Origin of the sequence: Agromyces chromiiresistens (assembly GCF_029167465.1) — a bacterium.
Lineage (GTDB): Bacteria > Actinomycetota > Actinomycetes > Actinomycetales > Microbacteriaceae > Agromyces > Agromyces chromiiresistens.
This window is the reverse complement of record NZ_JARFNL010000008.1, coordinates 15,328-42,028: the sequence shown is the minus strand read 5'-3', so window position 1 is coordinate 42,028 and position 26,701 is coordinate 15,328. Positions and strand designations below refer to the sequence as shown.

The 26,701-nt window shown below is 70.9% G+C and carries 25 protein-coding genes; 18 read left to right on the top strand and 7 right to left on the bottom strand.

Annotated features, from left to right (window positions below):
- Window positions 1–19: 19 nt before the first annotated feature.
- From PX701_RS17920 to PX701_RS17905, 4 genes are all read right to left on the bottom strand, one after another.
- Window positions 20–778, bottom strand: a complete 759-nt coding sequence (locus PX701_RS17920) for a sulfite exporter TauE/SafE family protein (RefSeq protein WP_275507054.1) — start codon at window positions 776–778, stop codon at window positions 20–22.
- A 95-nt stretch (window positions 779–873) separates the two neighbouring features.
- Window positions 874–1,419, bottom strand: coding sequence for a hypothetical protein (locus PX701_RS17915; protein WP_275507053.1), 546 nt, complete (start codon window positions 1,417–1,419; stop codon window positions 874–876).
- Window positions 1,420–1,499: 80 nt separating this feature from the next.
- Window positions 1,500–1,931, bottom strand: coding sequence for a pyridoxamine 5'-phosphate oxidase family protein (locus tag PX701_RS17910; protein ID WP_231429440.1), 432 nt, complete (start codon window positions 1,929–1,931; stop codon window positions 1,500–1,502).
- Window positions 1,932–1,983: 52 nt separating this feature from the next.
- Complete coding sequence (locus PX701_RS17905) at window positions 1,984–3,156, bottom strand: GTP pyrophosphokinase (RefSeq protein ID WP_275507052.1); 1,173 nt, start codon at window positions 3,154–3,156, stop codon at window positions 1,984–1,986.
- 274 nt (window positions 3,157–3,430) lie between these two features.
- On the opposite strand from PX701_RS17905, the gene dnaK reads away from it, so the two are divergent.
- The 4 genes from dnaK to PX701_RS17885 all read left to right on the top strand — a co-directional run bounded on the left by dnaK (window position 3,431) and on the right by PX701_RS17885 (window position 7,454).
- Window positions 3,431–5,302 (top strand): molecular chaperone DnaK, encoded by a 1,872-nt coding sequence (gene dnaK / locus PX701_RS17900; RefSeq protein ID WP_231429442.1) that lies wholly within the window; start codon window positions 3,431–3,433, stop codon window positions 5,300–5,302.
- A 2-nt stretch (window positions 5,303–5,304) separates the two neighbouring features.
- Window positions 5,305–5,925, top strand: a complete 621-nt coding sequence (locus PX701_RS17895) for a nucleotide exchange factor GrpE (protein WP_231429444.1) — start codon at window positions 5,305–5,307, stop codon at window positions 5,923–5,925.
- A gap of 124 nt (window positions 5,926–6,049) precedes the next feature.
- Window positions 6,050–7,039 carry a DnaJ C-terminal domain-containing protein gene (locus PX701_RS17890; protein ID WP_231429447.1) on the top strand — a complete coding sequence of 330 codons (990 nt, stop codon included), beginning with the start codon at window positions 6,050–6,052 and terminating at the stop codon, window positions 7,037–7,039.
- A gap of 1 nt (window position 7,040) precedes the next feature.
- Window positions 7,041–7,454, top strand: coding sequence for a heat shock protein transcriptional repressor HspR (locus PX701_RS17885; RefSeq protein WP_231429449.1), 414 nt, complete (start codon window positions 7,041–7,043; stop codon window positions 7,452–7,454).
- A gap of 64 nt (window positions 7,455–7,518) precedes the next feature.
- Here PX701_RS17885 and PX701_RS17880 read toward each other — a convergent pair whose 3' ends face one another.
- Together PX701_RS17880 and PX701_RS17875 are read right to left on the bottom strand one after the other, a co-directional pair.
- Entirely contained in the window at window positions 7,519–8,607 is a 1,089-nt protein-coding gene (locus PX701_RS17880) for a ScyD/ScyE family protein (protein WP_275507051.1), read from the bottom strand.
- 139 nt (window positions 8,608–8,746) lie between these two features.
- Entirely contained in the window at window positions 8,747–9,430 is a 684-nt protein-coding gene (locus tag PX701_RS17875) for a hypothetical protein (protein WP_231429454.1), read from the bottom strand.
- 110 nt (window positions 9,431–9,540) lie between these two features.
- Between PX701_RS17875 and PX701_RS17870 the strand changes: the two genes are divergently transcribed.
- The 7 genes from PX701_RS17870 (at window position 9,541) to PX701_RS17840 (ending at window position 18,041) form a co-directional block, all read left to right on the top strand.
- A complete protein-coding gene (locus PX701_RS17870; RefSeq protein ID WP_275507050.1) occupies window positions 9,541–10,674 on the top strand; it encodes a class I SAM-dependent methyltransferase in 1,134 nt (377 codons plus the stop codon).
- On the top strand, window positions 10,671–11,603 hold the full coding sequence (locus PX701_RS17865) for a DUF817 domain-containing protein (protein ID WP_275507049.1): 933 nt from the start codon (window positions 10,671–10,673) through the stop codon (window positions 11,601–11,603). The genes PX701_RS17870 and PX701_RS17865 overlap by 4 nt, the downstream gene beginning before the upstream one ends.
- 147 nt (window positions 11,604–11,750) lie before the next feature.
- Window positions 11,751–14,459 (top strand): beta-eliminating lyase-related protein, encoded by a 2,709-nt coding sequence (locus PX701_RS17860; protein WP_231429460.1) that lies wholly within the window; start codon window positions 11,751–11,753, stop codon window positions 14,457–14,459.
- Entirely contained in the window at window positions 14,456–15,919 is a 1,464-nt protein-coding gene (locus PX701_RS17855) for an amino acid permease (protein ID WP_275507048.1), read from the top strand. Before PX701_RS17860 ends, PX701_RS17855 begins: the two co-directional genes overlap by 4 nt.
- Window positions 15,920–15,990: 71 nt before the next feature.
- Complete coding sequence (gene clpS, locus PX701_RS17850) at window positions 15,991–16,272, top strand: ATP-dependent Clp protease adapter ClpS (RefSeq protein WP_374201158.1); 282 nt, start codon at window positions 15,991–15,993, stop codon at window positions 16,270–16,272.
- The gene (locus PX701_RS17845) at window positions 16,269–16,802 is read left to right on the top strand and encodes a DUF2017 family protein (RefSeq protein WP_231429463.1); all 534 of its coding nucleotides are present in this window, start codon (window positions 16,269–16,271) and stop codon (window positions 16,800–16,802) included. The genes clpS and PX701_RS17845 overlap by 4 nt, the downstream gene beginning before the upstream one ends.
- 102 nt (window positions 16,803–16,904) lie before the next feature.
- On the top strand, window positions 16,905–18,041 hold the full coding sequence (locus PX701_RS17840) for a DUF998 domain-containing protein (RefSeq protein WP_275507047.1): 1,137 nt from the start codon (window positions 16,905–16,907) through the stop codon (window positions 18,039–18,041).
- An 83-nt stretch (window positions 18,042–18,124) separates the two neighbouring features.
- Here PX701_RS17840 and PX701_RS17835 read toward each other — a convergent pair whose 3' ends face one another.
- Window positions 18,125–18,517 (bottom strand): SHOCT domain-containing protein, encoded by a 393-nt coding sequence (locus tag PX701_RS17835; RefSeq protein WP_231429468.1) that lies wholly within the window; start codon window positions 18,515–18,517, stop codon window positions 18,125–18,127.
- A 253-nt stretch (window positions 18,518–18,770) separates the two neighbouring features.
- Here PX701_RS17835 and PX701_RS17830 point away from each other — a divergent pair, with 253 nt between their 5' ends.
- The 7 genes from PX701_RS17830 (at window position 18,771) to PX701_RS17800 (ending at window position 26,669) form a co-directional block, all read left to right on the top strand.
- Complete coding sequence (locus PX701_RS17830; RefSeq protein WP_231429470.1) at window positions 18,771–19,574, top strand: mechanosensitive ion channel family protein; 804 nt, start codon at window positions 18,771–18,773, stop codon at window positions 19,572–19,574.
- Between the two features lie 86 nt (window positions 19,575–19,660).
- A complete protein-coding gene (locus PX701_RS17825; RefSeq protein ID WP_231429472.1) occupies window positions 19,661–20,935 on the top strand; it encodes an ion channel protein in 1,275 nt (424 codons plus the stop codon).
- Window positions 20,932–22,602: a SulP family inorganic anion transporter gene (locus PX701_RS17820; RefSeq protein WP_275507046.1), complete on the top strand. Its 1,671-nt coding sequence runs from the start codon at window positions 20,932–20,934 to the stop codon at window positions 22,600–22,602. The genes PX701_RS17825 and PX701_RS17820 overlap by 4 nt, the downstream gene beginning before the upstream one ends.
- 2 nt (window positions 22,603–22,604) lie before the next feature.
- A complete protein-coding gene (locus tag PX701_RS17815) occupies window positions 22,605–23,546 on the top strand; it encodes a DUF1214 domain-containing protein (protein WP_275507045.1) in 942 nt (313 codons plus the stop codon).
- A 29-nt stretch (window positions 23,547–23,575) separates the two neighbouring features.
- A complete protein-coding gene (locus tag PX701_RS17810; RefSeq protein WP_231429478.1) occupies window positions 23,576–24,247 on the top strand; it encodes a GAP family protein in 672 nt (223 codons plus the stop codon).
- Complete coding sequence (locus PX701_RS17805; protein WP_275507044.1) at window positions 24,248–25,432, top strand: AI-2E family transporter; 1,185 nt, start codon at window positions 24,248–24,250, stop codon at window positions 25,430–25,432.
- Window positions 25,410–26,669: an AI-2E family transporter gene (locus PX701_RS17800; protein WP_231429481.1), complete on the top strand. Its 1,260-nt coding sequence runs from the start codon at window positions 25,410–25,412 to the stop codon at window positions 26,667–26,669. The genes PX701_RS17805 and PX701_RS17800 overlap by 23 nt, the downstream gene beginning before the upstream one ends.
- Window positions 26,670–26,701 lie beyond the last annotated feature (32 nt).

Sequence of the window (26,701 nt, the reverse complement as noted above, 5' to 3'; positions counted from 1 at the left end):
TGAAGCAGGGTGCACGGCATCAGCGCACCAGGAACCACACCAGCGCGGCGACGCCGATCACGACGATCACGACGCGATACGCCGTCTGCGGGATGTGCCGCCCGTAGCGGCCGCCCAGCCACCCGCCGACGAACGCGCCGATCGCGATCGCGATCGCCGCCGGCCACGCCACCTCGGTGACGAGCACGAACACGATCGCCGCCGCGAGGTTCGCGGTCGAGGCCATCGCGTTCTTGTACGCGTTCGCGCGCACGAGCGAGCCCGCCATCGTGATCGAGAGCAGCGCGATGAGCAGCACGCCCTGCGCGGCGCCGAAGTACCCGCCGTACACCGCGGTGAGCCCGGCGACGGCCATGGTCGCCGCGGGGTGGTCGCGGTGCTCGGCCTGGCCGTGCAGCCGGGCGGTCCACCGGCGGATCACCGGCCCGAACACGACGAGCAGCAGGGCGACGACGATGAGCACCGGCACGATCATGTCGAACGCCTCGGTCGGCAGCTGCAGCAGCAGGAGCGCACCGGTCACGCCGCCCGCCGCGGAGAAGCAGAGGTAGAGCGCGAGCCGGCGCCACTCGCCGGCGAAGGCCGAGCGCCCGACGATCGTCGCCGTCAGCGAGGCCGGCAGCACGCCGACATTGTTCGTGACGTTCGCGAGCACGGGCGGGTAGCCGAAGGCGAGCAGCATCGGGAACGTCACGAGCGAGCCAGACCCGACGACCGAGTTGATCATGCCGGCGACGACGCCGCCGCCGGTGAGCACGAGGAATTCGACCGGGTTCATCGGGCGGTCACGGCGGTTCGGCGCATCCGTCGATTCAATCAGTTCGGATGCCTCGTGCCGCACACCGTGACGCCGCGCGAGCGCGTGCGTCGGGGCTACGCGCCGGTCGGCGCGACCCAGGCGGCGAAGGTGGGAGCGCTCAGGAAGGTGATCGCTCCGTCGGTCCGGACGACCACGGGGCTGATGCCCGAGCCCGGTTCGACGGGACCGGTGTAGGCGCCGGGCACCGGGTCGTTGGTCAGGGTGTACCCGGCCGTCGCGAGCGCTGCCTCCCACTCGGGCCAGGCCGCGTCATCGACGGCCAGCTGCGCGACATCGAGTGTGATGTCGGTGGCCTCCTTTCCCCAGCGGCAGCCGAGTGCGCCCGCGTCGAGCATCTCGCCGATGAACTCGGTGTGCGTGATCGTGTCGCGAGGGGTGAGTCCGTCGGCGTCGAGCTTCGCGTACGCCTCGTCGGTGAGCACGGTGTCGCATGTCGCGGCGGCGGCGGTCTCCGTCGGCTCCGTGCTCGGTGCGACGGTGGCGTCCGACGTGGGTTCGGACGTGGGCTCCGTCGACGGCGCGCCCGTGCAGGCGCTCAGCCCGATCACGAGCAGCGGGAGGGCAGCGGTCAGGGCGAGGCGTTGCAGGGAACGGCGCATGAGCGCGAGTCTAGGGCGGCGTGGAGCCGCGGAGCATCAGGGTGCTCCCCGACGCGCACGCCGGCGCTCGGCGCCAGTGATCAGTCGGCCGAGAGCTCGAACGAGCGCCCGTGCACCTCCGTCGGGATGATGCGCACCCAACGGTCCTTCGTCTCGGGCGCCCAGGGCCGGACGCCGAGTTCTTCGGCCGCCGCGATCTCGCTCTCGCGGTCGAACTCCTCTGCGGTGCCCTTCACGACGACGCTGAACGCCTCGGTCGCCGAGTACCCGTCGACCTGGAACGCCACGCCGTGGTGGATGGTGAGCTCGAGCAGCTTCGTGCCTGCCGCGGTGCGGAACACGATCACGGGTCGATCGCCGCGCGCGTCGAGCCGGTGGTTGACCGGGAAGATGTCGACCTCGCCCGCGGCCGCCAGTGCGATGCGCCCGTACGGGGCGGCCTCGATGCGTTCCCAGCACTCCTCGGGCGGCATCGATCGCGTCGGCGTGCGGCCCTCTGCTGTCTCGTCCATGCTTCGATTCTGGTCGCTTCGGCGGGCGGCCGGAAGAGGGCGCAGGCTCTGCTCAGCCGAGGTCGATCGGCCGGAACCCCGCGTCGTCGAGCGTGCCGACGGGTGCCGCGATCGAACCGTAGCGGCTGCGCACGCCGAGGGCCGAGGCATCGGGGTTCGCGTAGAGGTACGCGGCGACCACCCGGTACTCGGCGAGCCGGCCGTCGGGGACGCGACTCTCGCGGATCGGCTCGCCTCCGAGAAGCGCCGCAGCCAGTGCGGTCCAGTACGTGCCGATCCCGCGGAACGCGCGGGCAGGGCGCTGGGGCTCGGCATCGGCCAGGAGGAGGTCGTTGCTCGTGCTCGCGCAGGCGATCGCGAGCCGGCGACCGAGCTCCGAGTACTCGGCGAACCCGTCGACGAGCGCCTCGTACCTGAGCCAGCCGGCTGCGCGGACGACGCTGCGCAGCTCCCGGCCCGCGCCGGTCACGACGCCGAACGGCACGTCGAGGGCGGCGGTCACGACCTGGTCGAGGGAGCGGGAGTCGCCGTCGTACTGGATGAATCGGCCGATGTAGCCGCGCTCGCCGCCGCCGTCTCCGCGCGCGGCGGGGCCGGCCGTGCGCTCCTCCTCCACCTGACGGCGGATGCGGTCGAGGTTCTCGTCGGCCTGCTCGAGGAGCGCCGCCGACAGGGCGAAGAGGCGGTCGACCTCGCGCGGGAGCTGGCGAGCGGACTTGTAGCGGAAGTCGTGCTCGAGCTCCGACCACGTGTCGGACAGGGCGGTGCGCAGCTGCACCTCGACGAGCGGGGCGTCGACCTCGGCGTCACCGCCGCCCCGCCGGCCGGATGAGCCGGCGATCTGGCCGACGAACTGCACCGATCGATATCCGAAGGCATCGATCGGGAGGAGCTCGGACTTGTCGACCCAGGAGTCGTCGTCGACGATGAGCGCCTCACGGACGACCTGCTCCATGGCGGGGAGGTCGCCTTCGAAGTGCGCGATCACGCGGACGCCGAGGATGTCGCGCACCTCGCGGTCGGGGGCGCGGCGCACCTTCCGCTCGAACGACTCGCGCGACTTCACCCGCGCGGTGACCTGGAAGTAGCGGAAGCCGGCCGCGTCGAGGCGGCGGGCGAAGTCGGCCTCGATGCGACTGCGCAGGCGACGGTACCGTCGCAGCTCGCGGTCGTACCGGGCGAGTTCTGCGGCGACGAGCTGTTCGTCGTCCTCGCGCGCATCCATGATCGGCAGGCTACTGCCTCGGGCGGAATGCCGCGCGGGCGGAATACTGAGCGCCCGCCGTGAGTTGAGTCAAGTACACTCAAGTTTCGCCCCGCCGACTTGACACGTTCACGTGGCACTGCGAGGCTTGAGTCGTCAAGGCTCAAGTCTTGACGCATCTGACTTCGGTTGCGGGCCAGGAAGGCCGAACCGGTATCCGGCGAAGGGGTCTCGACACGCGTCGCACTGCGCGGCACTACTCGACCACCGAACGCCGGGAGAAGGAGAAACACACATGTCACGTGCAGTTGGAATCGACCTGGGCACCACGAACTCCGTGGTGAGCGTCCTCGAGGGCGGCGAGCCGGTCGTCATCGCGAACGCGGAGGGCTTCCGCACCACCCCGTCGGTGGTCGCATTCACCAAGGACGGCGAGGTGCTCGTCGGCGAGACCGCGAAGCGCCAGGCCGTCACCAACGTCGACCGCACCATCGCGTCGGTCAAGCGCCACATGGGCACCGACTGGAAGACCGACGAGATCGACGGCAAGAAGTACACGCCGCAGGAGATCTCGGCCCGCATCCTCCAGAAGCTCAAGCGCGACGCCGAGCAGTACCTCGGCGACACCGTCACCGACGCGGTCATCACCGTGCCGGCGTACTTCAACGACGCCGAGCGCCAGGCCACGAAGGAGGCCGGTGAGATCGCGGGCCTCAACGTGCTCCGCATCATCAACGAGCCCACCGCCGCGGCGCTCGCGTACGGTCTCGACAAGGGCAAGGAGGACGAGCTCATCCTCGTCTTCGACCTCGGTGGCGGCACGTTCGACGTCTCGCTCCTCGAGGTGGGCAAGGACGACGACTTCTCGACCATCCAGGTCCGCGCGACCTCCGGCGACAACCGCCTCGGCGGCGACGACTGGGACCAGCGCATCGTCGACTGGCTCATCAAGAAGTTCAAGGACTCGACGGGCGTCGACGTCGCGAACGACAAGATCGCCCTGCAGCGCCTCAAGGAGGCCGCCGAGCAGGCCAAGAAGGAGCTCTCGTCGAGCATGTCGACGAACATCCAGCTCCCGTACCTCTCGCTCACCGAGAACGGCCCGGCGAACCTCGACGAGAAGCTCACGCGCGCCGAGTTCGAGAACATGACGAGCGACCTGCTCGACCGCACGAAGAAGCCCTTCGAGGACGTCATCCGCGAGGCCGGCATCAAGCTCAGCGACGTCGCCCACGTGGTGCTCGTCGGCGGCTCGACCCGCATGCCCGCCGTGTCCGACCTCGTCAAGAAGGAGACCGGCCAGGAGCCCAACAAGGGCGTCAACCCCGATGAGGTCGTCGCCGTCGGCGCCGCCCTCCAGGCGGGCGTCCTCAAGGGCGAGCGCAAGGACGTGCTGCTCATCGACGTCACCCCCCTCAGCCTCGGCATCGAGACCAAGGGCGGCATCATGACCAAGCTCATCGAGCGCAACACGGCCATCCCGACGAAGCGCAGCGAGACCTTCACGACCGCCGACGACAACCAGCCGTCGGTCGCGATCCAGGTCTTCCAGGGCGAGCGAGACTTCACGCGCGACAACAAGGCGCTCGGCACGTTCGAGCTGACCGGCATCGCTCCCGCGCCGCGCGGCATCCCGCAGATCGAGGTCACCTTCGACATCGACGCCAACGGCATCGTGCACGTCTCCGCGAAGGACAAGGGCACCGGCAAGGAGCAGTCGATGACCATCTCGGGCGGCTCGAGCCTCCCGAAGGACGACATCGACCGCATGGTGCGCGAGGCCGAAGAGCACGCCGCGGAGGACAAGGCGCGTCGCGAGTCGGCCGAGACCCGCAACTCCGCCGAGCAGCTCGCCTACTCGGTCGAGAAGCTCATCAAGGACAACGACGACAAGCTCCCCGCCGACGTCAAGTCCGAGGTGCAGGGCGACGTCGACGCGCTGAAGTCGGCGCTCGCGGGCGACGACGACGCCGCGGTGAAGACCGCGTTCGAGAAGCTCTCGCAGTCGCAGACCAAGCTGGGCGAGGCCATCTACGCCCAGTCGCAGGCGGCGGATGCCTCCGCCTCCGGCGAGGACGCCTCGGCCACGGGCCAGGCGGGCGATGCCGCGTCCGATGAAGACGTGGTCGACGCCGAGGTCGTGGACGACGACGAGGAGAAGAAGTAGTCATGACCGACGAGCAGAACCAGAACCACGAGGAGCCGGTGATCCGCGACAAGCGGCGCATCGACCCCGAAACCGGTGAGGTTCGGCAGCCGGCCGCCGACGGGGCGCCCGAGGAGGGCGCCCCCGAGGCATCCGACCTCATCGAGGACGAGACCGAGCTCACCGTCGACGACATCCTGAACGCGGCGAACGCCGAGGTGCAGGAGCCGAGCGACGAGCACCTCGCCGACCTCAAGCGGGTGACCGCCGAGTACGCGAACTACCGCAAGCGCACCGAGGCGAACCGCGAGATCGAGCGCGAGCGCGCAGTCGGTGCGGCCGTCGCGGTGCTGCTGCCGGTGCTCGACGACCTCGACCGCGCCGAGAAGCACGGCGACCTCGAGGCGGACTCGCCCTTCGCGACGATCGCCGCGAAGCTGCGCGGCGCCGTCGAGAAGCTCGGGCTCGCCGCGTTCGGCGAGGTCGGCGAGCCGTTCGACCCGCAGCGCCACGAGGCGATCTTCCAGCAGCCCAGTGACGAGGTCGAGGTCGACACGGTCGCCGATGTCGTCGAGACCGGGTACACGCTGGGCGGCGTGCAGCTGCGCGCCGCGAAGGTCGTCGTCAAGACGCCGGCGGCCTAGCCCCGCCGCACCCACTCCCCGGTGGTCGAGTAGCGAAGCGTCTCGAGACCCGCGCATCAGGTCTCGATACGCGCTACTCGACCACCGGACCCATTTCAGACAGACTCAGAGAGAGGAGGTGCCGATGGCCAGTCAGGACTGGTTCGACAAGGACTTCTACCAGGTGCTCGGCGTCTCCAAGGACGCGAGCGACGCGGAGATCAAGAAGGTCTACCGCAAGCTCGCGCGCAAGTACCACCCCGACCAGAACCCGGGCGACGCTGCGGCCGAGGCGAAGTTCAAGGAGATCAGCGAGGCGAACGCGGTGCTCTCCGACCCCGAGCAGCGCAAGGAGTACGACGCGATCCGGGCGATGGGCACGGGCGCGCGGTTCACCGCGCCGGGCGCCGGCGGCCAGGGCGGCTTCGACGACGTCTTCGGCGGCATGTTCGGCCAGGGCGGCGGGCAGCGCTACACGTTCCAGCAGGGCGGCGGCGCCGAGTACGACGACCTGCTCAGCGGCCTGTTCGGGGGCGGCCGGTTCGGCCAGTCGACCGGCGGATACCGCGGGTTCGGCGGCCCGACCAAGGGCCGGGACGTCTCGGCGACGACGACGCTCGACTTCATCACCGCCACCAAGGGCGACCAGGTCACCCTGCAGACGGCCGACGGCAAGCCGATCACGGTGCGCATCCCGGCGGGCGTCTCGGACGGCCAGAAGATCCGGCTGCGCGGCAAGGGCCACCCCTCGCCCGACGGCGGCGAGACGGGCGACCTCATCCTCACCGTCAACGTGCGCAAGCACCCCGTCTTCGAGCGCGACGGGCTCAACCTGCGGGTCACCGTGCCGGTGACCTTCACCGAGGCCGCGCTCGGCGCGACCATCCAGGTGCCGACCCTCGGCGGCGACCCCGTGAAGCTCAAGGTCGCGCCCGGCACGCCGAGCGGCCGCGTGCTGCGCGTGAAGGGGCGCGGCGTGGAGACCAAGAAGGGCACGGGCGACCTGCTCGCGGTCGTGCAGATCGCGGTGCCGTCGCACCTCTCGAAGGACGCGCAGGCGGCCGTCGAGGCACTCGCCGCGGCGCTGCCCGACGAGAACCCGCGCGACGAACTGCTCGCGAAGGCCCGGGGCTGACATGAACGAGACGAGCCCGCTCTTCGTCATCTCGGTCGCAGCCGAGCTCGCGGGCATGCACCCGCAGACGCTGCGGCAGTACGACCGGCTGGGCCTCGTCTCGCCGACGCGCACAGCGGGCAAGTCGCGCCGCTACTCGATGCGCGATGTCACCCAGCTGCGCGAGATCGCGCAGCTGTCGAGCGAGGGCGTGAGCCTCGAAGGCATCCGCAGGGTGCTCGGGCTCGAAGACGAGGTGCAGTCGCTGCGGGCCCGCGTGCGCGAGCTCGAGGCGGCACTGGCCGACGAGATGCTCAACCGCCCGGGCCGGCGCATCTTCGCGGCCGGCTCGGCCGGAGAGGTGATCACCCTCAAGGCCGGCACGCGCGCGCGCCGTGAGAACGCCGTCGTCGTCTGGCGCCCGCTCGAACGCTGAACGTCAGCGCGTCGTCCGGCATTCGGGCGAATGCCGGACGACGCGGGTTCGTGCCGATGAGGCCTCAGCGGCCCCGGACGGGGTACGAGACGATCCGCCCGTCGCCGAAGACGCCGGCCGAGACGACCACCTTGCCGCTCTGCCATTCGACGCCGGCCGGGCTGTCGACCTCGGCGAACGTCGAGACCGATCCGTCGCGCGTGATCGCCGACACCTTGCCGCCGAACATCTGGCTGACGTAGACCGTGCCGTTCGGCGCCACCGCGAGTCCGGTCGCTCCGGCGAAGCCGGTGGCGACCAGCGCGGAGTCCCCGCTCACCGGGTCGACGCGGTAGACCGAGCCGTAGGGGAATCCGAGCCCGGGCGCCCCGGGAAGGGTCGACACGTAGAGCATCCCGTCGGTGCCCATCTCGACGTCGGTCGGCACGGGCTCGGCGTCGTAGGTCAGGCCGACGACGCACTCGTCGAGCACGATCGGCTGCCCCTCGACCTCGCCGACCACGCGCATCTCGTCGGTGACCACGAGCGGCTGCGGGGGCAGCACGGCGACCGTCGAGACCTCGTCGCCGACGACCTTCAGCACCGCGTTCATGCCCGAGTCGGCGACGTAGGTCACGCCGGGCAGCGCCAGCGTGCCGTACGCGTGGGTGTCGACCAGCCCCTGGTAGCGCGGGTTCACGAACGGCGGCAGCGTCGCGGCGCACTCGTCGGAGATCTCCTCGAATCCGTACCAGCTGTCGCCGTCGGGGTTGTTGGCCTGCTCCCACGCGAGCAGGTCGATCGACGTGTCGCCGGCGGGGCCGCTCGACTTCAGCCACGACCCCTCGATCGTCTGCTCGTCTCCGGCGCGTTCGCTCCAGGTGACGGTGGGGCCGAGCACCGAGACGCCGGTCGAGTCGGGGCCCTGCGAGAGGGTCTCGCTGCTTCCGCCGGCGATGCGGGTGACCTCGCCGAGGAACGACTGGCCCACGGTGATGACGCCGTCGGCCGACAGGTCGAACGTCAGCGGGCCGACGAGGTGCTCGGCCAGCACCGTGGGCGGGCCCGAGCTCGGCGCCTTCGGCGCGGCGGTCGCCGGCGCGGCGACGGCGGTCGTCGCGCCGATCGCGACGGCGACGGCGGCGGCAGCGGTGAGTGGGATTGAACGGCGCATCGGGTACTCCGACCTTGATCGAACTGCGCATCCGCCCTTTGCGCACGCTCCGGCGCGCACGGAAAGCCTCGGGTGGGCGGATCCGCGTCCGAACGTACTCCGGTCGGGCGGGCCCCTCCACCCCCCGTTCGAGTGCGGGTCAGCGACCCCAGGCCGAGGCGGGCGCCTCGACGACCTCATACGGGCGGGAGCTCCAGTGGGTGCCGTAGCCGTAGTGGCTCGACGCCCACGGCGAGGCCCAGATCGCCTGCGCCGTCGCGTCGGCCGAGTCGCCGCGCTCGAGCGCGGCCTCGACCTCGGGGTACCGCCCCGAGCCGATGTTCGCGGCCGCGTAGTACGCCGCGTCGACGAGCGTCGCGTAGCTGCCGAGTCCGGAGCCGCCGCCCGAGCCCATGCCGTTGTTGAGCGGGTTGTTGCGGTTCCACCAGTTGTCGGCGCCGTTCTCCTGGCGCATCCACCGCATCATGAACGTCACGTTCTCGTCGGTGAGCGGCCAGCCGCCGTCGACGATCACGAGCTTCGCCCAGTCGAGGTTGGTGCCGCCCGCGATGAGCGTCTCGGGACCCGTCGACGCGACGTACGACTCGGTCGAGACGGCGGTGGCGGATGCCTCGCCGTCGACCCGCACCGACTGGGCGGCCGCGCGGAAGGAGTCGGCGGCGTCGCTCGCGGCGGCGGCCGCCTCGATCGTCGCGGGGTTCACCTGCGGGGCGAGCGACACGGTCGCGAGCAGGCCGAACACGGCGGCCGTTCCGAGTACGCCGGCGAAGCGGCGGACGAATCGCCCGCCGCGAGTCGCGCCCCCGTGCCGTTCTCGCCGCATGCGGACCCGAGGGTAGCAAACCGAGCCGGGTACCGCACCCAGCTTCCACCTCGCCGGCGGGCGGGCGAGCTCACGAGCGCCTCGAGACGTTCGCCGCGTAGCCTTGGCTCATGCCTCTCGACTTCGGCGCGCTCCGCCGACATCCCGATATCGAGGGGCCGGGGCTCGAAGCCGTCGACGCGGCCGATCGACTCATCCTCGACGAGGCTGCCGGTCGTCTCGCGGAGAGCGAGCCCGACGCGGTCGCCGTCATCGACGACGCGTACGGAGCGCTCGCCCTCGGCGCGGCCGATGCGATCGGCGCCGACGCCGCGCATCCCGTCCGCGCGCACCAGGACCTCATCACGGGCGAACGCGCGCTCTCCGAGAACGCCGGACGACTCGGGCTCGTCGGCGCGGTCGACTCGCTGCCCCTCGCGCCCGGGCTCGTCGCCGGCGCGCGCCTCGTGCTCGCACGGCTGCCCCGCCCGCTCGACCGGCTCGACGAGGTCGCCGCGCTCGTGGCCGGCCACGCGGCATCCGGGGTCGTGTTCGTGGCGGGCGGCCGCATCAAGCACATGTCGCTCGCGATGAACGACGTGCTGCTCCGGCACTTCGAGCGCGTCGACGTCTCGCACGCGCGGCAGAAGTCGCGCGTGCTCGTCGCGTCGGGTGCCCGCACGGGGGCCGAACCCGGATGGCCCCGGCACGAGCGGCACGGCGATCTCGGCCTCGAGGTCGTCGCGCACGGCGGCGTGTTCGCGGGTGCCGGCGTCGACATCGGCACGCGGTTCCTGCTCGGCGAGCTGGGTGCGGCGATGCCGGATGCCCCGACCGCGGTCGATCTCGCCTGCGGCACCGGTGTCGTGGCCGCGTGGCTCGCGCGCGAGCGCCCGGGTGTGCGGGTCGTCGCCACCGACCGGTCGGCCGCGGCGGCGGCATCCGCCCGTGCGACCGCCGAGGCGAACGGCGTCGGCGACCGCGTCGAGGTGACGCAGGCCGACGGGCTCGAGCGGCTCGCCGAGGCGAGCGAGCGGCTCGTGGTGCTGAACCCGCCCTTCCACAGCGACGCCGCGCTCTCGACCGGCATCGCCGCCCACCTCTTCGCCGACGCGGCGCGGGTGCTCGCGCCCGGCGGCGAGCTCTGGTGCGTCTGGAACTCGCACCTCCGCTACCGTCCGATGCTCGAGCGCACGGTGGGGCCGACCCGGCAGATCGCGCGCAACCCGAAGTTCACGGTCACGGCCTCGAGGCGCGACGGGTGACGGCCGGGTCACGGCCCGGCGGCGACCCGGGTTCGGCGCACGAGCAGCAGCTCACCACGGTCGAGCGTGCCATCGACCGCGCGGCGCATCGGCTCCTCGCGGGGGCTCCCGAGCGAGGCATCCGCGCATGGCTCGTCGAATTCCTCGTCTTCGGCGCGAAGCAGGCCTGGGCGTGCGTCTTCGGGGCGGCGCTGCTCGCGGCCATCGTCGCGGCCCGCCTCTGGTACCCCGACGACGCGGTGCTCGCGCGCAACGACGCGCTCACGATCGCGGCGGTGCTGATCCAGGTGGTCATGGTCGCGACGCGCCTCGAGACGGGACGCGAGCTGTGGGTCATCGTGCTCTTCCACCTCACCGGAACCGTGATGGAGATCTTCAAGACCGACGTCGGCTCGTGGATGTACGCGGGCGACGGGGTGCTGCGCATCGCGGGAGTGCCGCTCTTCTCCGGGTTCATGTATGCGGCGGTGGGGTCGTACATGGTGCGCGTGTACCGGCTCTTCGACCTCGGCTTCACGCGCTATCCGCGGCGATGGATCACGGCGATCCTCGCGGCGCTGATCTACCTCAACTTCTTCGGGCACCACTACATCGCCGACTTCCGCTGGGTGCTGCTCGCCGCCGTGGTCGTGCTGTGGTGGCCGACGGTCATGCACTTCCGCGTGTGGCGGCGCACGCCGCGGATGCCGCTGCTCGTCGCCTTCGCGCTCGTGGCGCTCTTCATCTGGTTCGCGGAGAACATCGGCACCGCGAGCGGGGCCTGGCTCTACCCCGACCAGGCAGACGGCTGGCAGCTCGTGTCGGCCTCGAAGCTCGTCTCGTGGTTCCTGCTCATGATCATCTCCGTGGTGCTCGTGACCTGGGTGTACCCGCCGCGTCCGCCCGTTCCGTCCGCGGCCCCGTCCGCGGCGGCTGGCCGGTCGGCCTGATCCGACCGATCTCCGTCTGAGATCCCGGACGAGCTGTCTGCATCTCCAGACACGAGCCGTCGTGCGACGGTCGTGCGGCGGCGTCGCATGGGGTGTCGTTGAAGGGCGGCGCGAACGTGCGGCATGCGGAGGACGAGGGAGTTCGGAGTGGCAGCGGCGGAATCCGGAGTGGCGGCGCCCGCCGGGATCCCGTCGAGCGCCTGGCGGCTCCGCAGCGACGTGTGGGAATACCTCGGCCATGTCGTCAGGCAGTCCGTCGCCGGGCCGGCGGACGCGGTCGGTCCCCTCGCGGAACCCGGTGAACTCGACGTGGCCGGCGAGTTCGCGCGGCTGCTGCCGGTGCTCGAGGCCCTCGAGGGGTACTGGGCGATCCCCGGGGTCGATGCCGTCCGCACGCTGCGAGAGCTGATCGAGCGAGGCGACCTGGCCGCCGCCGCGGCGCACCTCGACGACGTGGCTCCGCGATCGTGGTTCCCGCGGCCGGCCGGCGAGGAGCCCGAGTCGGGCGCAGCCGAGACCGTCGCCGCGCCGCACGTGTTCCAGGTGCTCGTCGTCGGCAACGACGGCGACGAGGCCGAGGCCGCGATGCGGGCGTCGCTCGGCTCGCAGCGCCGTCCGTCAGATCGCCTCGCCTATGAACTCGTCTTCGTGCAGAACGTCGAGGATGCGCTCGCCGCCGTGCTCGTGAACCCCGAGCTCCAGGCCTGCGTCATCCGGCCGGGGTTCGGGTGGCGCACCGACCGGCCGCTGAGCCGCGACCTGCGCGCGTTCATCGACGGCCACCTCGGCGGCGCGCGGCCGGCGAGCCCGATCGACCGCATCACCATGCTGGCCGAGCAGCTCTCGGCGCTGCGGCCCGAGCTCGACCTCTACCTCGTCGCGGGGGTGTCGATCGAGCGACTGGCGCACGAGCTCACGAGCCGGTTCCGGCGCATCTTCCGCACGCAGGACGCGATGGAGCTGCACCTGACCCTGCTCGCCGGGGTCGCCGAGCGGTACGAGGCGCCGTTCTTCCACGCCCTGCAGGAGTACAGCCGCCGCCCGACCGGTGCGTTCCACGCGTTGCCCGTCTCGCGCGGCGCCTCGGTGCTCGACTCGCGCTGGGTCGGCGACTTCGCCGACTTCTACGGCATGAACCTCTTCCTCGCCGAGACCTCGGCCACATCGGGCGGGCTCGACTCGCTGCTCGATCCGAGCGGATCGCTGCGGCGGGCGCAGGCCGCGGCGGCGCGGGCGTTCGGATCGCGCAAGACCGTGTTCGTCACGAACGGCACGTCGACCGCGAACAAGATCGTGCACCAGTCGATCGTGAAGCCCGGCGATGTCGTGCTCGTCGACCGCAACTGCCACAAGTCGCATCACTACGCGCTCATGCTCGCGGGGGCGCGGGTCGCCTACCTCGACGCGTACCCGCTCGACGAGTTCTCGTTCTACGGCGCGGTGCCGCTCGAGACGATCAAGTCGACGCTGCTCGCCTACCGCAGGGCGGGCCGGCTCGACGAGGTCAAGATGGTCGCGCTCACGAACTGCACGTTCGACGGCATCGTCTACGACCCCGCCCGGGTGATGGAGGAGTGCCTCGCGATCAAGCCCGACCTCGTCTTCCTCTGGGACGAGGCGTGGTTCGCGTTCGCGGCGTTCCACCCGGTGTACCGACGCCGCACGGCGATGGCCGCGGCGCGAGAGCTCGGCCGCGCGTTCGCCGACCCCGACCGCCGGGCGGCGTACGACGCGCAGCAGCGCGAGCTGGCCGCCGAGCCGGACGCCGAGCGCGCGATGCTCGAGCGCCGGCTGCTCGCCGACCCGTCGCGGGCCCGGCTGCGCGTCTACGCCACGCAGTCGACGCACAAGACGCTCACCGCGCTGCGGCAGGGGTCGATGATCCACATCCACGACGAGGACTTCGCGGCATCGAACGCCGAGGACTTCCACGAGGCGTACATGACGCACACCTCGACGTCGCCGAACTACCAGATCCTCGCGTCGCTCGACGTCGGCCGCCGGCAGGTCGAGCTCGAGGGGTACGCCCTCGTGCAGCGCCAGGCCGACCTCGCCGTGCACATCGGCCACGCCGTCGCCCGCCACCCGCTGCTGCGCAAGCGCTTCCGCATCCTGAGCACCCTCGACCTCGTGCCGCAGCGGCACCGCGAGACCGACCGGCCGATGCCCCTGCGCGACGGGCTCGCCGACATGGCCGAGGCCTGGCGGCGCGACGAGTTCGTCGTCGACCCGAGCCGGCTGACGCTCCACATCGGGCTCACGGGCATCGACGGCGACACGTTCAAGCACGAGCACCTCATGGACCGGTACGGCATCCAGGTCAACAAGACCTCGCGCAACACCGTGCTCCTGATGACGAACATCGGCACGTCGCGCAGCGCCGTCGCGTACCTCGTCGAGGTGCTCGTGAAGATCGCGACCGAGCTCGAGCACGAGTCCCGCCCGTCCGGCGGTCGCGGGGGCGTCGCCCGATCCGAACGGCGCGGCCCCGCGACGCCGCCGCTGCCCGACTTCAGCCGGTTCGCCGATCGCTTCCGCGCCGCCGGCGACCTTCCCGACGGCGACCTGCGCGCCGCGTACTTCATGAGCTACTCGGATGACGCGTGCGAGTACCTCTCGCCGGCCGAGGTGCGCCGCCGGATCGCCGACGGCGCCGAGGCGATCTCGGCGGGCTTCGTCACCCCGTACCCGCCCGGCTTCCCCGTGCTCGTGCCGGGGCAGGTCATCACCGAGCAGACGCTCGCGTTCATGGACGCCCTCGACACCCGCGAGATCCACGGGTTCGACCGCCGGCTCGGCTACCGCGTCCTCATCGAGCCGACCATTCCCGCACACCAGTTCGAAGGAGAATCGTGAGCACCACGGAGACCCAGGGCAGCCTGCGGCGCGGATTGAGCGCGCGCCACATCCGCTTCATCGCGCTCGGCTCGGCGATCGGCACCGGCCTCTTCTACGGCTCGTCCGCGGCGATCCAGGCGGCCGGCCCGGCCGTGCTGCTCGCCTACATGATCGGCGGCGCGGTGATCTTCATCGTCATGCGCGCACTCGGCGAGATGGCGGTGCGCCACCCGGTGGCCGGCTCGTTCGGACAGTACGCCTCCCGCTACGTCGGCCCCTTCGCGGGATTCCTCACCGGGTGGACCTACACGTTCGAGATGTTCGTCGTCGCGCTCGCCGACGTCACCGCGTTCGGCGTCTACATGGGCTTCTGGTTCCCCGACGTCGAGCGCTGGGTGTGGATCCTCGCGATCGTCTTCGTCATCGCGGCGGTCAACCTCGCGAGCGTGAAGGTGTTCGGCGAGCTCGAGTTCTGGTTCTCGCTCATCAAGATCACGGCCATCGTCGCGATGATCGCGGGCGGCATCGCCATCATCGTCTTCGGGCTCGCGAACCAGTCGGAGCACGCGGCCGGGGTGCAGAACCTCTTCGTCGACGGCTTCGCACCGCACGGGGTGTGGGGCATCCTGGCGTCGCTCACGATCGTCATGTTCGCCTTCGGCGGCACCGAGGTGATCGGCATCACGGCGGGCGAGGCGCAGGACCCGAAGAAGGTGCTCCCGAAGGCCATCAACTCGGTGCCCGTGCGCATCCTGCTGTTCTACGTGCTCACGCTCACGGTCATCATGATGCTGCAGCCGTGGACCACGATCGACGGCAGCGCGAGCCCGTTCGTCTCGATCTTCGACGGCCTGGGCCTCACCGGCGCGGCCCACGTGCTCAACGCGGTCGTCGTCACGGCGGCGCTCTCGGCCATCAACGCCGACATCTTCGGGGCCGGGCGCATGCTGCACGGTCTCGCCGAGCAGGGTCACGCGCCGAAGGCGTTCCAGCGCACCACCCGCAACGGCGTGCCGTTCATGACGGTGCTGGCGATGGTCGGCGCGCTCCTCGTCGGCGTCGTGCTGAACATCTGGTTCCACGACCAGATCTTCTTCCTCATCGCCGCGCTCGCGACCTTCGCGACCGTCGTCGTCTGGCTCATGATCCTCGTGTCGCACCTCCGCATGAAGCGCGAGATCGCGCGCGAGCGCTGGCTCCCCTCGGAGTTCCCGATGCCGTTCTACCCCGTCGCCGCATGGGTCGCGCTCGGCGTCATCGGCCTCGTGATCGTGCTCATCGGCGTCATGCCCGAGTCGCGGCCGGCGCTCGTCGTGGGCGTCGTGTGGCTCGCCGTGCTCGCCGTCTGCTATCTCGTCCTCGTGCGCGGCGCCGGTCGCCGGCGCGTCGAGCTCGTCGACGAGACGGCTGCGGTCCCGGTCGTGGGCGACGGTCCGCCCGCGGTCGAGTACGAGGACGCTGCGCGCCCCGGCGAGTAGCGCGCCGCGCGCCGGGCGACACCCCGCTACTCGACCGACGGAAATCGTGTCAGGCTGGAGGGGTGACCGACATCCTCGAAGCACACGACCTCGACCAGGCCGCGCAGGGCGCCGCCGCGGTGCCGTGGCGCGTCATCGTGTGGGACGATCCGGTCAACCTCATGAGCTACGTGAGCTACGTCTTCCGCAGCTACTTCGGCTACCCGCGCGACGAGGCCGAGCGGCTCATGCTGCGCGTGCACACCGAAGGCCGCGCGGTGGTCGCCTCCGGCAACCGCGAGGCGATGGAGCACCACGTTCACGCGATGCACGGCTACGGGCTGCAGGCCACGGTCGCGAGGGGCGACACGTGATCGTCGCGGGACTCGGCGGGGGAGAGGGCGTCCGGCTCGTGCTCGAGTCGGAGGAGGCGATGCTGCTCTCCGAGCTCGCCGACCAAGTCGACTCGGTGCTGCTGCTCGGCGAGCCGAGCGACCCGGCGCTCGGACGCCTGCTGCCGAGCGCCTACCCCGACGACGCCGAGGCCTCGGCCGAGTTCAGCCGCTACACGCGCGAGAGCCTCGTCGACGGCAAGCGCCAGGCAGCGCAGCGGGTGCGCGACGCCACCGCGGTCCAGGGCGACGGCATCGTGCAGATCGAGCTCGACCAGTCCGAGGCGTGGGGCTGGCTGACGTTCCTCACCGACCTCCGCCTCATCCTCGCCGAACGCGTCGGCGCGGCCGGCGACGACGCCGACGACGAGCCCGGCGACCTCGCCGCGGTCGACGACGAGAGCGGGGCCGCGGCGTCCGAGACCCGCGACGACTACCTGCGCGCGGCGTACGAATGGGCCGGCTTCGTGCAGGGCTCGATGCTCGAGGTGCTCGACCCGACCGACCGCTGACCGACCCGACCGCGCCGCCCCGCCATCACGGTCGGCGCGCCGGTCTGCGGCAGGATGGGCAGCGACGCGCCCGCCGGGCGCCGATCGAGCGAGGGAGTCGCAGTGAGGGAAGCATCGTCGTGGCGCCGGGTGTTCGCCCGCCCGACCGAGTCGGCGGAGTCGGTCGAGAGCTTCGCGCTCGTCATCGGCACGATCGCGTTCGTCGTCGGAATCGTCGTCGCGACGCCGCTCTTCTGGGGCCGTGACCTCGCGATCTCGGGCGACGGCTCGCTCGGCGAGTTCGCGGCGCTCGCCGGCGCCCTCGTCGCCGGCGCGTCGTTCGTCGTCTCCCGGGTGCTCGTGCGCCGCGACCTCGCGCGCGGGACCGACCCGTTCGAAGTGCCGGGCGCCCGCCTGCACTGGTTCGACATCGTCGCGCTCGGCGTCGCGAACGCGGTCATCGCCCTGCTCGTCTGGCTCGGCCTCGCGAACATCCTCGAGCGCAGCTTCATCGGCGCCGTCGTCTTCACGCTGCCCGCGATCGCCCTCGCGGGCGTCGCCCTCGCCCTCAGCGCCTACGTCGGCTTCCTGAGCGGCGCGAACCTCACGCCGAGCCTCCTGTCGCTCGTGCTCGCCGTGTTCCTCGTGGTCGGCGTCATCGCCTCGATGCTGAGTGCGAGCGACCCGCTGTGGTGGCAGAAGAACCTCTCGGCGCTCGGCATGACCGACGACGTCTCGGCGTTCGCCTTCAACCTCACGCTCGTCATCGCCGGCGTCATCGTCACGACGATCGCCCGCTACGGCACGACCTCGCTGCCGGTCGAGACCGCGGTCGACCAGCGCCGGCGCCGCACCGTGCGGGTGCTGCTCGTCGTGATCGGCATCTTCCTCGCCTGCGTCGGCATCTTCCACGTCGACGACTTCTTCATCGTGCACAACTCGGTCGCGACCGGAATGGCCGTCGCGTTCGCGGTCCTCGTCTTCGCGCTCGCCCGGCTCGTTCCGCCGATGCCGAAGGCGTTCGTCGTGCTCGGGTACGTGTACGTCGCGGTGATCGTCGTGCTCGGCGTGTTCTTCGCGATCGGCTACTACAACCTCACCGCGGTCGAGCTCGTCGCGGCCGTGCTCATCTTCAGCTGGATCATCGTGTTCCTCCGCAACGTCGGTGCGATCCGTCAGCGCGACGCCGGGCGCGCGGCGGGCGCCGGTGATGGCGGCGCGGATGTCGCGGCCGGCGCGTCCGCGACGGCAGGGGCCTGACCGGACGGACCGGACACGGGACGCGAACGGGCCGGATGCCACGAGGCATCCGGCCCGTTCGACGGAACGTCGGGCGCTGTCGCTTACGCGAGCGCCTTCGCCTTGAGGGCGTCGTACTCGGCCTGGGTGATGGTGCCGGCGTCGAGCAGCGCCTTGGCCTTGGCGATCTCGTCGGACGCGCTCGCCGAGGTGCCGGCGGTCTGGCGGATGTAGGCGTCGGCGGCCTGCTGGGCTGCCTCGGCGTCGCGCGCCGAGCGCTCGGCCATGCCCTTGCCGCGGGCGATCAGGTAGATCAGCGCGGTGAGGAACGGGACGAAGATCAGGAAGATGATCCAGAACGCCTTCGCCCAGCCGTTCAGCTTCGAGTCGCGGAACAGGTCACCGATGATCGCGAAGAGCGCGAACAGGTAGGCGATGAACGCGAACGCCCAGAAGAACCACCAGATCAGGTCCCAGAAGTTGTTCCAGAAATTCATGTGCTGCGTGCCTTTCGATTACGAGGTGAGGCATCGCCGGATGCGACGCCGGGAAGCCCCGTCTCAGTAACGGCATCGCCTGTGCAGGCGGTGCCTCCCCCTGACCGAAGACCATCCTGTCGATGACAATAGCGCGACCGTGCCCGGAATCGTGCGGATTTCCGCGTCGCGACGCGCTCGGGCGCAAGAATCCTGACGGACGGTGAGTGACTTCGGCGTGCTCGCCGGGTAGCGTCGCCGGGGGAGGATGAGCATGGCGGAGTGGTGGTCGACGCTCGACATCAACGGCTGGAGCATCGCCGGCATCGTGGTGACCCTGCTGGCCACCTGGATCCTGGCCCGGCTCTCCCGCAGGGGGGCGCGGGCGGCGATGGCGCGTGTGCCGAGCCTCGACGACGGGGTGCGACTGCTCGCCGAGCGCGTCGTCGGGTACACGGTGTGGCTCATCGGCATCGGCATCGCGCTGAGCTTCCTCGGCGGCTCGGTCCAGCCCATCCTCGCGATCGCCCTCGTCGTCGCGGTCGTGCTGGTCTTCGTGCTGCGGGGCATCGCCGACAACTTCGCGGCGAGCGTGGTGCTGCAGACGAGGCATCCGGTCGGGGTGGGAGACGAGCTCGAGGTGGGCGACGTCGTCGGCGTCGTCACCGAGCTGAACGGCCGGTCGGTGATCGTGCGCAGCTACGACGGCCGCACCGTGCACCTCCCGAACTCGCAGCTGCTCACCGAGGCGTTCTCGAACAACTCGGCCCACGGGGCCCGGCGCAGCGAGATCGAGGTGCGCGCCGCCGCGAGCGGGACGCCGCGCGAGCTCATCGTCGAGGCGGTGAGCGGCACGCACGGGGTGCATCGCCGCGAGACGATCCAGTTGCGCCCGATCACCATCGGGCCCGACCGCGAGGTGTACCGCGTGCGCTTCTGGCATCATCCGGCCAACGGCGTCGCGGTGACGGCTGCCGTCGTCGACTCGGTCGCAACCGCGCTCGCCGAACGGGGGATCGGCGCCGTCGTGACGAGCGAACCGCCGCCCCCGCCGCTCGTCGCGCCGACGGAGTTCTGACACGGCTGAACCGGCCGAGTCCGCGGGGCACGCGTACGGCATGATTGCTGGCGAGGGCCCGCGCGGTCCACGAGGAGGGGGAGCGAGTGTCGGCGACACCACAGGCACCGAGGGTGCGCGACCTCGCGATCCTGGCGATCCCGACGATCGTGGTCGGCATCGGCTCGGCGGTCATGCTGTGGCTGCTCGACCTCGCGGCCGAGTCGCTGCACGGCGTGATCTGGGAGAGCGTGCCCGACGCGATCGGCATCGGCCCCGACGCCCCGATCTGGATCTTCACGGTGCTCACGCTCACCGGAGCCGCGGTCGGGGCCGCCGTCTGGCTGCTGCCGGGGCACGGCGGGCCCGACTCTGCGCTGGGCGAGCTCGATGCGCCGCCGCCGAAGCTCATGGCCCTGCCCTCGCTCGCGCTCGTCGTCGTGCTCGGCCTCGCCGGCGGGGTCAGCCTCGGCCCCGAGAACCCGATCATCGGCATCAACACGGCGCTCACGATCGCCCTGCTCGCGAAGGTCGCCGCCAAGATCCCGACCCGACTCGCCGCGACACTCGCGATGGCCGCCACGATCGGCGCGCTGTTCGGCACGCCGGTCGCGGCCGCGCTCGTGCTCACCGGAGCGGTCGCCGCCGTCAGGGGCGGCGGCTCGCTGTGGGACAAGCTCTTCCTGCCGCTCGCCGCGGCCGGCGCGGGCGCCATCACGATGCACGTGCTCGGCGGCTCGTCGCTCGCATTCGCGCTCGAGCCGATGGACGGCGTCGAGGCGATCGACCTCCTGAGCGGCACCGTCATCGCCGTGGTCGCTGCGGTGGTCGGCCTGATCGGCGTCTACCTGCTGCCGATCCTGCACCGCTTCTTCCACTCGATGCGGAACCCCCTCATCTACACGACGCTCGGCGGCGCGCTGCTCGGCGTGCTCGGCATCATCGGCGGACCGGTCACGCTCTTCAAGGGCCTCGACGAGACCGGTGAACTGCTCACGAATCCCGACGACTTCTCGATCGGCCAGCTCGCCCTGTTCGCCGCCGTCAAGCTCGTGGCCCTCGTGATCGCCGCCGCCGCCGGATTCCGCGGCGGCCGCGTCTTCCCCATCGTGTTCATCGGCACGGCGCTCGGCCTGCTCGCGTACCACCTCGTGCCCGACATCCCGATCTCGCTCTCGGTCGCCTGCGCGGTGCTCGGCATCACGCTCGTCGCCACTCGCGACGGCTGGATCGGCATCTTCCTCGGGGCCGCGATCGTCGGCGACACGACGGTGCTGCCGCTGCTCTGCGTGATCGTGCTGCCGGTGTGGCTCGTCGTGACGAAGGCGCCCGAGTTCATCGCCCACGAAGCACCCGAGCCGTCGAAGGAGGTCGCCTCATGACCGTGGCCCGCCCGCTCGTCGGCCTCGACCGGCACAACGTCCTCCGCGAGATCGTCGCGGGCGTCACGCTCATCGCGATCGCGATCCCCCTCAACATCGGCTACGCGCAGATCGCGGGCCTGCCGCCGACCGCCGGTCTCTACGCGCTCGTCGTGCCGACCGTCGTCTATGCGCTCGTCGTGTCGAGTCGGCAGGTCGTCGCCTCGCCCGACGCGGCGGCCGCGGCGCTCGTCGCGAGTTCGATCGGAGGGCTCGCCATCGCAGGCGACGCCGAGAACTACGCGACCCTCGCGCTCGCGCAGGCGATCCTCTGCGGTGTCATGTTCATCGCGCTCGCCGTCTTCAAGCTCGGGTTCCTCGCGAACTTCCTCTCGAAGCCGATCCTCGTCGGCTTCGTCGGCGGCCTCGCCCTCGACATCCTCATCAGCCAGATCGCGAAGATGCTCGGCATCAAGATCCCGTCGGGCGGAGAGTTCATCGAGAAGACCACGGCGCTCATCGAGGGCCTGCCGACGATGAACCTCGTCGCCGTCGCGATCTCGGTCGGCTCGGTCGCGGTGCTGCTCCTCGGCAAGCGGTTCCTCCGGGCCGTGCCGTGGGCGCTCGTCGTGCTCATCGTGAGCACGATCCTCGTCTACGTGCTCGACCTCGACGACGCCGGCGTCGACGTGCTCGGCGCGGTGCCGGCCGGCCCGCCGACGCTCACCTGGCCGGTCATCGACTGGACGATGTGGTTCGCGCTCATCCCCTCGGCGATGGCGCTGACGCTCGTGACGACGGCCGAGGGCCTGCTCGTCTCCCGTTCGTACGGCGAGAAGCACGGGTACTCGACGAACCCCAACCGCGACCTCCTCGCCTTCGGCCTCGGAAACATCGCCGCAGGAGCCTCGGGCAGCTTCGCCGTCGGCTCGTCGACGTCCCGCACCGCGGCCATGGACCAGGCGGGCTCGCGCACGCAGCTGCCCTCGCTCGTGCTCGCGGTCGGCACCCTGTTGCTGCTCCTGTTCGGCACGGCGTTGCTCGCCGACATCCCCTCCCCGGCGATCGGTGCGATCGTCGGCGTCGCGATCCTGCCGCTGCTCGGCGTGCGCGAGTTCGTCGACCTGTGGAAGGTCGACCGGTTCGAGTTCGGCGTCGGGGCGGCGTGTTTCCTCACGACCCTCTTCGTCGGCGCGATCCCCGGCATCCTCGTCGCCTTCGTGCTCGCCCTCATCAATCTCGCCCAGCGTGCCGCGAACCCCGCGATCGACGTGCTCGAGGCGGGCGGCGAGCCCGGTGACTCGCTGCTCGACGAGGCGCCGAAGGGTCACGTCACGGCGCCGGGCGTCATCGTCGTGCGCCTCGCCGCGCCGCTCTTCTTCGCGAACGGGTCGGTGTTCAGCGACGCCGTCAAGAAGGCCGTCCGCCGCGCGACGGCGGCCGGCAACGGACCCGTGCGCCACGTCGTGATCGACATGGAGGCCGTGACCGACATCGACGTGACCGGCGCCGAGAGCTTCGAGGCGCTGCTCGCCTGGCTCGACGAGCACCACGTCGATCTGACGTTCAGCCGAATGCGCCCCGGCACCAGGGTGCGCCTGGCCGACCTCGGCCTGCTCGGCGACCGTGCCGTCTACCCGACCAACCGCGACGCGATCGCCGCGCTCGTCACGACCGACCAGGAGTGAACATGCCCATACCCGTCACCGTCGACAACTTCACGCGCGCCGAGACCGACACCATGATCCGCAACATGCTGCCGATCATCGGCGGGCTGGGCGTGTTCCATCACGACCGCGAGCTCTCGCCGCTCGACCAGCAGCCCGTGATCCGGCAGAACCGCGACACGCTCTACTCGGTCGCGATCGTCGACATCGCGGACGGTGCGACACTGACGATTCCCGAGACCGCCGGCCGCTACCTCTCGGTGATGGTGATCAACCAGGACCACTACATCAACCGGGTCTTCCACGAGGCCGGGCGCTACGAGCTCGCGCGCGCCGAGTTCGGCACCGACCTCGTCGTGATCGCCGCCCGGATCCTCTTCGACCCGGCGAGCGAGGCCGACCTCGCCGAGGTGCATCGCCTGCAGGACGGGCTGACGATCGAGGCGGCCGGGCAGCGCGTCTTCGACTCCCCCGACTACGACACGGCGTCGCACACCGAGGTGCGCGACGCCCTGCTGGTCCTCGGTCGGACGATCGGCGGGCTCTCACACTGCTTCGGCAGGGCCTCCGACGTCGACCCCGTGCGCCATCTCGTCGGAACCGCCCTCGGCTGGGGCGGCCTGCCCGACGACGAGGCGCAGTACCTCAACATCGAGCCGGGCCTGCCCCGCGGCCGGTACACGATGACCTTCGGTGCCGACGTGCCCGCCGACGCATTCTGGTCGCTCAGCGTCTACAACGGCGCCGGCTACTTCGAGCCGGGGCCGAGCGGGCTCACCAACGTCAACTCCGTCTTCGCGGTGAAGAACGACGACGGCACGACCACGATCCACCTCGGCGACTGGGGCGACGAGACTCCGAACCGCATCCCGCTGCCCGAGGGCTGGAACCTCCTCGTGCGGCTCTACCGTCCCCGACTCGACGACCTCGCGAACTGGCGGGTTCCCGAGATCGTCGCCGTCTGATCGATCAACGAACGACAGGAGCAACCACCATGGGCAGCGTCATCGGAGACATCCTCCCCCTCGCCGTCGGAATCGCGATCAGCCCGATCCCGATCATCGCGGCGATCCTCATGCTCCTGTCGCCGAAGGCGAAGGGCACGAGCGTCGGCTTCCTCATCGGCTGGGTGCTCGGCATCGTCGTCGCGGTCGTCGCGTTCACGCTGCTCGCGTCGGTCATCCCCGAATCCGACGCGGACGACTCGAAGCCGATCTCCGGCGTCATCAAGCTGCTGCTCGGTGCGCTCCTGCTGCTGCTCGCCGTCAAGCAGTGGCGCTCGCGGCCGAAGCCGGGCGAGGAGCCCGCGATGCCGAAGTGGATGTCGGCCATCGACCAGATGACGTTCGGCAAGGGCCTCGGCCTCGGCTTCCTGCTCTCGGCGGTCAACCCGAAGAACCTCATCATGGGCGTCGGCGCGGGCGTCGCGATCGGTTCGGCCGGGCTCTCGGGTGGCGAGCAGGCGATCGCGATCGTCGTCTTCGTGCTCATCGCGGCGTGCTCGGTCGCGATCCCGGTGATCGGCTACCTGCTCGCGTCGAAGCAGATGGCGGGCCCCCTCGAGTCGCTGCGGAAGTGGCTGGTGCACAACAACGCGGCCGTCATGGCGGTGCTGCTGCTCGTGATCGGCGTCGTCATGATCGGCAAGGGAATCGGGAGCTTCTGAGTGACGGGGCACGGCGCGACCTCATCGACGGACGGCTCGGGGCGGGCGTTCGGGCGCGGCTCCCGCGTGCTCATCGCGCTCGCCGCGGCCGTCGTCCTCTTCGTCGGCGTCTGGTTCGCCCGCGACCTGCTCGCTCCCGCCGCGCTCGCCGCGGTCGTCGTGATCATCGCGTACCCGGTCCGGCGCCCGCTCGAACGTGCGGGGTGGCCGGTCTGGCTCGCCTCGACGGCCGTGATCGTCGTCGCGTACCTCATCCTCGCGGTGCTCGCGGTGCTGCTCGTCTACGCGGTCGGCCAGTTCGTCGCGATGCTGCCCGAGCTCGCGGACGACCTGCAGGCCACGGCCGGCGGCGTGGCCGACTGGCTGCAGGGCCTCGGCTTCTCCGCGCCGTCGGCGCAGACGGCACTCGGATGGCTCGACCCGGGCGCGATCGGCAAGGCCGCCCTCGGGGTCGCCGACCAGGTGCTCGGCTTCGCGACGGCGTTCTTCTTCGTGCTCGCATACGTGATCTTCATGGCCGTCGACGGTGCGCGCTTCCGTGCGGCGTCGGCTGCGGCATCCGCGTGGATGTTCGGCAACGCGACCGCCGATCGCATCGCGACCCGCTACTTCACGGGGGTTCGGCGCTACTACGTCGTGAACGCGACGTTCGGTGCGATCGTCGCCGTGCTCGACGGCCTGCTGCTGTGGGCCGTCGGCGTGCCGATCCCGGCCGTGTGGGCGATCCTCGCGTTCGTCACGAACTTCATCCCGAACATCGGGTTCGTCATCGGGCTGATCCCGCCCGCCATCCTCGCGCTCGTCGTCGGCGGGTGGCCGCTCATGCTCGCGGTCATCGCGATCTACTGCGTCATCAACGTCGTGCTGCAGGTGCTCGTGCAGCCGAAGTTCGTGAGCGACGCGGTCGGCCTGAGCCTCACGCTGACCTTCTTCTCGGTCGTGTTCTGGGCGTTCGTCATCGGGCCGATCGGCGCGATCCTGTCGGTGCCGCTGTCGCTGCTCGTGCGCGCCCTGCTGCTCGAGCCCGATCGCGGCGCCGTCGCGCTGCGCCGCCTCACCGGCGAGGGCGAGGACTCGCTGCGGGCGTCGGGTTCACGCGACGTGCATGATGACCTGCGGGCGGCGGAGCCCGAGAGTAGTACCCGAGGCCAGGAGGAATCCGATGTGGTGGAACAAGAAGCATGAGTCAGCGGAGACCGATCCGGCGCACGCCGAGGGCGCGATGACCGCCGGGACACCGGTGCCGCACCGCAACGCGTTCATGCTGCTCGGGTTCGCGGGCCTCGTGATCACCCTGTTCGGCATCGCCGCGATCGGGTCGGTGTTCTCGGCGGTGTTCCTCGCGCTCGTGCTCGTGATCTGCGTGCACCCCGTGCGGCGCGGGCTCGAGCGGCGCGGCGTTCCGCGGGGCATCGCGACGCTCCTGGTGCTGCTCACCGTCGTCCTCCTGCTCGGCGGCTTCGTCTTCGCGCTCGTCATCTCGTTCGCGCAGTTCGCGACCCTGCTGCCCGAGTACGCCCCCGAGTTCGAGTCGTGGGCGACGGCGGCGTCGAAGTGGCTCTCGAGCCTCGGCGTCGGCCAGGAGCAGATCAACGCCCTCATGAGCTCGTTCGATCCGGGCAAGATCGTCGGCGCGCTGAGCGGGCTCGTCAGCAGCCTGCTCGGCGGGGCGCTGGGGTTCATCTCGTTCGCGGTGATCCTGCTGACGATGCTCATCCTCATCACGTTCGACTCGTCGTACGTGCCGACGGTCGTCGCGGGCATCGGCCGCAAGCGGCCCGAGCTCGCGACGGGGCTCGTGCGATTCGCCAGCGGCGTCCGCCGGTACATGGTCGCGACGACGGGGCTCGGCGTCGCGCAGGGCCTCGTGAACTGGCTCGCGCTCGCGATCATGGGCATCCCGGGCGCGGCCCTCTGGGGCATGCTCTCCTTCCTGTGCAGCTTCATCCCGAACATCGGCTACTTCATCGCGATCGTGCCGCCGCTCGTGTTCGGCGCACTCGTCGGCGGCTGGCCGACCGTCGTCGCGGTGATCGTCGTCTACGGCCTCATCAACGCGGTGATCCAGTCGATCATCCAGCCGAAGGTCGTCGGCAACGCGGTCTCGCTCAGCCAGTCGCTCACGTTCGTCTCGGTGCTCGTGTGGGCCGTCGTGCTCGGCCCGATGGGCGCGATCCTCGCCGTTCCGCTCACGCTCCTGGTCCGCATGCTGCTCGTCGACTCGAACCCGTCGGTCGGCTGGGTGCTGCCGGCGCTCGGCGAGGTCGACGACGTGAAGCGCGAGATGGACGAGATCGACGCGGAGGCGAAGGTCGCCCGCATGCAGCGTCGCGAGGAGAAGCGGCACGAGCACGCGGCCGCTCGATCCGAGGGCGATCCCTCGCCCGACGACGACGGCGGAAGCGCGGGCACGTCCCGCTGACGGGCCCCGAACGAACGGATGCCTCGGCGAGC

What these genes read in the sequence shown, in the direction of transcription:
- PX701_RS17810 (WP_231429478.1), top strand. Translation starts at nt 23,576, where the DNA reads ATGGGCAGCGTCATCGGAGACATCCTCCCCCTCGCCGTCGGAATCGCG.
- PX701_RS17815 (WP_275507045.1), top strand. Translation starts at nt 22,605, where the DNA reads ATGCCCATACCCGTCACCGTCGACAACTTCACGCGCGCCGAGACCGAC.
- PX701_RS17885 (WP_231429449.1), top strand. Translation starts at nt 7,041, where the DNA reads ATGAACGAGACGAGCCCGCTCTTCGTCATCTCGGTCGCAGCCGAGCTC.
- PX701_RS17905 (WP_275507052.1), bottom strand. Translation starts at nt 3,156, where the DNA reads ATGGATGCGCGCGAGGACGACGAACAGCTCGTCGCCGCAGAACTCGCC.
- PX701_RS17830 (WP_231429470.1), top strand. Translation starts at nt 18,771, where the DNA reads ATGGCGGAGTGGTGGTCGACGCTCGACATCAACGGCTGGAGCATCGCC.
- PX701_RS17820 (WP_275507046.1), top strand. Translation starts at nt 20,932, where the DNA reads ATGACCGTGGCCCGCCCGCTCGTCGGCCTCGACCGGCACAACGTCCTC.
- PX701_RS17915 (WP_275507053.1), bottom strand. Translation starts at nt 1,419, where the DNA reads ATGCGCCGTTCCCTGCAACGCCTCGCCCTGACCGCTGCCCTCCCGCTG.
- dnaK (WP_231429442.1), top strand. Translation starts at nt 3,431, where the DNA reads ATGTCACGTGCAGTTGGAATCGACCTGGGCACCACGAACTCCGTGGTG.
- PX701_RS17895 (WP_231429444.1), top strand. Translation starts at nt 5,305, where the DNA reads ATGACCGACGAGCAGAACCAGAACCACGAGGAGCCGGTGATCCGCGAC.
- PX701_RS17920 (WP_275507054.1), bottom strand. Translation starts at nt 778, where the DNA reads ATGAACCCGGTCGAATTCCTCGTGCTCACCGGCGGCGGCGTCGTCGCC.
- PX701_RS17880 (WP_275507051.1), bottom strand. Translation starts at nt 8,607, where the DNA reads ATGCGCCGTTCAATCCCACTCACCGCTGCCGCCGCCGTCGCCGTCGCG.
- PX701_RS17800 (WP_231429481.1), top strand. Translation starts at nt 25,410, where the DNA reads ATGTGGTGGAACAAGAAGCATGAGTCAGCGGAGACCGATCCGGCGCAC.
- PX701_RS17910 (WP_231429440.1), bottom strand. Translation starts at nt 1,931, where the DNA reads ATGGACGAGACAGCAGAGGGCCGCACGCCGACGCGATCGATGCCGCCC.
- PX701_RS17870 (WP_275507050.1), top strand. Translation starts at nt 9,541, where the DNA reads ATGCCTCTCGACTTCGGCGCGCTCCGCCGACATCCCGATATCGAGGGG.
- PX701_RS17875 (WP_231429454.1), bottom strand. Translation starts at nt 9,430, where the DNA reads ATGCGGCGAGAACGGCACGGGGGCGCGACTCGCGGCGGGCGATTCGTC.
- PX701_RS17835 (WP_231429468.1), bottom strand. Translation starts at nt 18,517, where the DNA reads ATGAATTTCTGGAACAACTTCTGGGACCTGATCTGGTGGTTCTTCTGG.
- PX701_RS17890 (WP_231429447.1), top strand. Translation starts at nt 6,050, where the DNA reads ATGGCCAGTCAGGACTGGTTCGACAAGGACTTCTACCAGGTGCTCGGC.